The organism is Micromonospora sp. NPDC003776, assembly GCF_053605645.1.
In genome coordinates this window covers 1-5919 of the sequence record NZ_JBSGJR010000455.1, presented here as the reverse complement: position 1 = coordinate 5919, position 5919 = coordinate 1, and the positions used below count along the sequence as shown (strand labels likewise).

6 protein-coding genes are annotated in these 5919 nt (G+C 71.5%); 2 read left to right on the top strand and 4 right to left on the bottom strand.

The window, feature by feature from the left end:
• Positions 1–162 precede the first annotated feature (162 nt).
• On the top strand, positions 163–1428 hold the full coding sequence (locus ACWEVO_RS27970; RefSeq protein ID WP_452310479.1) for a DUF7405 family protein: 1266 nt from the start codon (positions 163–165) through the stop codon (positions 1426–1428).
• Here the strand turns inward: ACWEVO_RS27970 and ACWEVO_RS27965 are convergent.
• The 4 genes from ACWEVO_RS27965 to ACWEVO_RS27950 all read right to left on the bottom strand — a co-directional run bounded on the left by ACWEVO_RS27965 (position 1425) and on the right by ACWEVO_RS27950 (position 3872).
• Entirely contained in the window at positions 1425–2174 is a 750-nt protein-coding gene (locus ACWEVO_RS27965) for a tyrosine-protein phosphatase (RefSeq protein WP_452310478.1), read from the bottom strand. The two genes, ACWEVO_RS27970 and ACWEVO_RS27965, sit on opposite strands and share 4 nt — an antisense overlap.
• A gap of 57 nt (positions 2175–2231) precedes the next feature.
• Entirely contained in the window at positions 2232–2690 is a 459-nt protein-coding gene (locus tag ACWEVO_RS27960) for a PRC-barrel domain-containing protein (protein ID WP_452310477.1), read from the bottom strand.
• A gap of 88 nt (positions 2691–2778) precedes the next feature.
• Complete coding sequence (locus tag ACWEVO_RS27955; RefSeq protein WP_452310476.1) at positions 2779–3309, bottom strand: carboxymuconolactone decarboxylase family protein; 531 nt, start codon at positions 3307–3309, stop codon at positions 2779–2781.
• 2 nt (positions 3310–3311) lie between these two features.
• Complete coding sequence (locus ACWEVO_RS27950; protein ID WP_452310475.1) at positions 3312–3872, bottom strand: peroxiredoxin; 561 nt, start codon at positions 3870–3872, stop codon at positions 3312–3314.
• Positions 3873–4222: 350 nt separating this feature from the next.
• Here ACWEVO_RS27950 and cimA point away from each other — a divergent pair, with 350 nt between their 5' ends.
• Entirely contained in the window at positions 4223–5803 is a 1581-nt protein-coding gene (gene cimA, locus ACWEVO_RS27945) for a citramalate synthase (RefSeq protein WP_452310474.1), read from the top strand.
• Positions 5804–5919 lie beyond the last annotated feature (116 nt).

Sequence of the window (5919 nt, the reverse complement as noted above, 5' to 3'; positions counted from 1 at the left end):
TGAGTGACCTGCTGGCCGGTCCGGCGGAGGTCGCCGGGGGGCTCTCCGTGCACCGCCGCGCCGTCCGGGGCGGCGGAGCTGCCCGACATCCAGTTCGACGTGGCCCGGTACAGCGCCCCCGAGCGGACCTCACCGACCGGCGGCCCGTTCGTCATGCCGCCGGTGCACACCGTCTACCTGACCGCCGCCCTCGGCCGTACCCCCACCCCGGCCGACCAGCGCGAGCTGGCCCGGGTGCTGGCCGCGCTGGAGTCCCGGTACCCGTTCGGCGCGGCCGGTCTGATGACCTTCGTGTCGTACGGCCTGCCGTACTTCCGCCGGCTGCCCGGCGGGCTCACCGGCGACCTGGTCGGCGCGCACCTGCCGAAGCTGCTCGCCGACCCCGCCCGCTCGGTGCTGGAGGAGGCCGAGCCGGGCCCCACGGACGTCCACCCGGACAACCCGGGGGTCACCAAGAAGCGGTTCACCCTGCCGGTCCGGATCGAGCAGAACGACCTGCTCTTCACCTTCCGCAGCGACCGGGCTGCGGTGATCCAGGAGGTGCTGGCCTGGTTCGACGGCAGCGGCACCCTGGCCGGCCGACCGACCCCGTCGCCGGCGTTCGCGGGGCTGCTCACCGTCACCTCCAGCCGGCACATGTTCACCCAGGTCGGCCTGCCCCGCTCGGTGGCCGAGCAGAACCACCTGCCGTACGCCCGGTTCATCCAGCCGGACTCGCCGATGTGGATGGGCTTCTCCGACCAGCAGGTGAACGCCTCCGGGCCGCCGGCGATCTGCACCTTCGCCGGCAACGCCTCGGCCCGGCTCACCACCGCCCGGCCCGGCGACTACCTGGACAACGGCGGTATCCAGCACCTGTCGCACGTCATCCTCGACATGCTCCAGTTCTACGACATGGCCTCGCCGGACACCCCGCCGAGCGAGAACGGCAACTTCACCAAGCGGGTGCAGTACATGTTCCACGCACCGCCGGTGCACCCCGGCAACGCCGACCAGCTCACCGACGGGGGCGGGCCGTCGTTCCTGCCGGCGGAGAACCGCGGGCCGGACTACGCGGAGCGGACCGCGCGCGGCATCGGCCTGCCCCGGGGCGAGCGGCGGATGGGGCACCTCTCCACTCTCCAGCGCACCTCCCGGGCCCCGGACGGCACCCCGATGCACCTGCGGGTGGACGGCCCCGGCTTCGACGCCCTGGACGTGCCCGACGGCAGCAGCCAGCCGAAGCTGCACTTCAGCGTCTTCGTGCCGACCGCCGACTTCTTCGCCCGGATGCGGCGTAGCCAGGCCGCCGTGGACCTGGCCCGCAAACACCGGGTGGCCGAGCAGGACAACGGCCTGGAACGCTTCCTGACCTGCACCCGCCGGCAGAACTTCCTGGTGCCGCCCCGGCGGCACCGGGCCTTTCCGCTGGTCGAGCTGGCCGGCTAGGCCAGCAGGTGCGCCCGCAGCCCGTCGAGCTGCGCGTCGGTCACCCCGGCGTGGCGCAGGTAGCCGTCGACTGAGCCGTACCCCTCGCGCAGCTCCGTGAGGAAGAGCGACATCGCCTCGGCCGGGGAGGCGAGGTACGGGCGGGGCGGCTGCTCCACCTCCGGCAGCGTCGCGGCCACCCAGGCGCTGAACCGCTCGGACGCCTCGGTGCTCAGCGCGTAGTCGGCGGCGATGTCGTCGTCGGCCACGCCCAGCACCGCCAGGGTGAGCGCGCAGACCACCCCGGTGCGGTCCTTGCCGGCCACGCAGTGCACCACCAGCGGCGCGTTGACGCTGTCCGCGATGAGCCCGACCGCCTCGGCCAGCCCGGCGGTGCCGGTCTGCGCCAGGGCGGCGTACCGGTCGGCGAGCCAGCGGGCCAGGCTCTCCTCCGGGTCGTACGGGACCGTGGCCCAGTCCTGGTGCTCCGGGTGGATGTGCCGGTAGGTGAGCCCGTCGTACGCCGGCACCCGGCCGTCGCGGGCCACCTCGGTGGGGCGGCGCAGGTCGATGACGGTGCGGATGCCGAGGGCGGTGAACGCCGCCTGGTCGGTCTCGGTGATCCGGTGCAGCGAGTCGGAGCGGTAGAGCCGGCCCCGGCGGACCTGGCGCCCGTCGTGGCCGGTCAGGCCGCCGACGTCGCGGAAGTTGAACAGGGCGGGGAAGGGGTTACGGTGCGGGGTCTCGGTGGCGTCCACGCCTGACACGGTAACGGCCGGCGGAGCACCTCGGTGCCCCGCCGGCCGCCTGCGCAGGTGTCTCCGTTACCGGGCGGTACCCGGCGGGATCGACGAGTAGGTGTCGTCGTAGTACCCGCCGAGCTTCTCCCGGTACGCCGGATCCGTGTCGGTGCTCTCGTCGTACTCGGGCGCGGCCTTGATCTGGTCCTTGCTCCGGTCGACGAAGACCTTCCGCTCGTCGTGGTCGACGTGGTTGACGGTACCGGCCGGCAGCATGACCTTCTTACCGAAGATCCACGGTCCGGTGTCGACCACGAGGTAACTGGAGTTCACCTCGTGGCTGGCCCGGTCCACCTTGCCGATGCCGCCGTCCGTCGCCTCCACCTTGTAGCCGACCAGGTCGATGCCGGTGATGCCGGCCTCGTCCCGGTAGCTCCACGGATCGAAACGCCCGGCGGGCGCGCCGCCCGCGAAGGCGCCCTGACCACCCTGGGTCAGCGGGTCCGGCGTCCCGTGGGTCGTTCGAGGGTCGAGCCGCTCCATGGCGTCCACACTCCCTTTCTCGACTTTCTCGGGGGATGTTCCTGTCGAACCCTTTGGTACCCGGTGCGGAGATCGGTACACCTGTGACTCAGGCCAGTGCGGCCTCCGCGTCCAGCGCCACCGCGGCGGCGTGCACGACGGCGGCGATGCGCAGCCCCTCGTGCACCTGCTCCCGGGTGAACCCGGACGCCCGCAGGGTCTTCTCGTGCGACTCCAGGCACACCCCGCAGCCGGTGATCGCCGAGACGGCGAGGCACCAGAGCTCGAAGTCGCCCTTGTCCACCCCGGGCCGGGCGATGATCTGCATCCGCAGCCGGGCCGGCATCGAGGCGTACTGCTCGTCACCGATGAGGTGCTTGGCCCGGTAGTAGATGTTGTTCATCGCCATGATCGCGGCGGCGCCCTTGGCCGCCTCGATCCCCTCGGCGGTGAGGTGACCGGCCGCCTCGGCGGCGATCTCCCGGAGCACCACCGGGTTGCGCGCGGCGACCGCACAGGCCAGGGCGGTGCCCCAGGCCTGCTCCGGCTTCAGCGTCGAGGTGCTGATCGTGGAGCCGAGGTTGAGCTTGATGTCCTTGGCGTACTCGGGCAGGGCCGCCTTGACCGCGTCCAGCCCCACGGTCAGGCTCCGGCGCCGGCGAGCAGCGCGGTGGCGTCGAGGGTGGCGCCGCCCTTGTTCCAGTTGCACGGGCAGAGCTCGTCGGTCTGCAGCGCGTCCAGCACCCGCAGCACCTCGGACACGTTCCGGCCGACCGAGCCGGCGGTGACCATGGCGAACTGGATCTCGTTGTCCGGGTCGACGATGAAGGTGGCCCGCTGCGCCACGCCGTCCTCACCGAGCACGCCGCAGGCGGCGGTCAGCTCGCGCTTGATGTCGCTGAGCATCGGGAAGGGCAGCTCGCGCAGGTCCGGGTGGTCCTTGCGCCAGGCGTAGTGGACGAACTCGTTGTCGACGGAGACGCCGAGCACCTGGGCGTCCCGGTCGGCGAACTCGCCGTTGAGCCGGCCGAACTCGGCGATCTCGGTCGGGCAGATGAAGGTGAAGTCCTTGGGCCAGAAGAAGACCACACGCCACTTGCCCTCGTAGGACTTGTGGTTGATCGTCTCGAACGCCTTGTCAGCGTCCAGGGACACGCAGGCGGTGAGTTCGTACTCGGGGAAGTGGTCACCGACAGTGAGCACAGGTCCTCCTTGACAGCGGCGCAGGGCCGGTAACTGGATCGGTTCCAGATACTTCCGCAGCCGCGTTTCCGCCGCTCGGCGGGCGGATCACTTGTGAAGTCGATCACCGGCGGCGCGTACTGTGCCGCACCTGGCCGCCCGTCGGGTATGGCCACCCTCCGTCACCGTCCCGATATGTGGATTTCGCCTCCCAAAACCAGGGTCGAGGTGGCAGAGTACGGACCGTGACCAGCTCCGTCCTGATTATTGGCAGCTAGCGCGCCGGCATTCCCTCTCGCCGAGCGCGCAGACCTCCCGCATCCGCGGGGGGTCTTTTTGTTGCTCCCCGCAGGTTCGAGAAGAGGACTCCCATGACCTTCCAGGTGTACGACACGACGCTGCGCGACGGCGCGCAGCGCGAGGGGCTCAGCTACTCGGTGGTCGACAAGCTGGCGGTGGCCCGCCTGCTCGACGACCTCGGGGTCGGGTTCATCGAGGGCGGCTGGCCGGGCGCGGTGCCCAAGGACACCGAGTTCTTCCGTCGGGCCCGCACGGAGCTGGACCTGAAGCACGCGATCCTGGTCGCCTTCGGCGCCACCCGCAAGGCCGGGGTGGCGGTCGAGGCCGACCCGCAGGTGCGCGGGCTGCTCGACGCGGAGACGCCGGCCGTGGCCCTGGTCGCGAAGGCGGACCTGCGGCACGTCGAGCGGGCGCTGCGGACCACCGCCGAGGAGAACCTGGCGATGATCCGGGACACCGTGACCTACCTGGTCGGGCAGGGCCGGCGGGTCTTCGTCGACGGGGAGCACTTCTTCGACGGCTACCGCCACGACCCGGCGTACACGGCGGCGGTGCTGGAGACGGCGCTCGCCGCCGGGGCGGAGCGGTTCGTGCTCTGCGACACCAACGGCGGCATGCTGCCGTCCCAGGTCACCGCCGCCATCACCGACGTCACCGCGCGTACCGGGGTGGCCCCGGAGCTGCTCGGCATCCACTGCCAGAACGACACCGCCTGCGCCGTCGCCAACACCATCGCCGCCGTCGAGGCCGGCGTCCGGCACTTCCAGGGCACCGCCAACGGGTACGGCGAACGCCCCGGCAACGCCGACATCTTCGCGGTCGTCGCCAACCTCCAGCTCAAGCTCGGGCTGCCCGTCCTACCCGCGGGCTGCCTGGAACAGATGGTGCGGGTCTCGCACGCCATCGCCGAGATCGCCAACATCGCCCCCGACACCCACCAGGCGTACGTCGGGGCCGCGGCCTTCGCCCACAAGGCGGGACTGCACGCGAGCGCGATCAAGGTCGACCCGTTGCTCTACAACCACGTGGACCCGTCGGTGGTGGGCAACGACATGCGGATCCTGGTGACGGAGATGGCCGGCCGGGCCAGCATCGAGCTCAAGAGCCGCGAGCTCGGTCTGGACCTGGCCGGCCACCCGGAGGCGCTCGCCACGGTCACCAAGCGGGTAAAGGAGCTGGAGGCCGGCGGCTGGTCGTTCGAGGCCGCCGACGCCTCGTTCGAGCTGCTGGTCCGCGCGGAGCTGCCGGACCGTGCCGTGCCGCGTCCGTTCACTCTGGAGTCCTACCGGGTGATCGTGGAGCACCGCGAGGACGGCGCGGTGGTCTCCGAGGCCACCGTGAAGATCCGGGTACGCGGCGAGCGGGTGATCGCCACCGCCGAGGGGAACGGGCCGGTCAACGCCCTGGACGAGGCCCTGCGTACCGCGCTGGCCCGGCACTACCCCGAGTTGCGCGACTTCGAGCTGGCCGACTACAAGGTCCGCATCCTGGAGGGCAGCCACGGCACCGGCGCGGTCACCCGGGTGCTGGTGGAGACCGCCGGCACCGGCCGCGACTGGACCACCGTCGGCGTCCACCCCAATGTCGTCGAGGCGTCCTGGCACGCCCTCGTCGACGCCCTCACCTACGGCCTCGACCGCACCCGCGTCTAACCGTTACCTGTCAGTGCGCTTTAGCGACTGATCGGCATGTCCCGCCTTGCGGTGGGACGGTCCCGGTCTGACCGGCGGGTGCCGTGCCGGGTTGACGTTTCATGGCCACCGGCCCG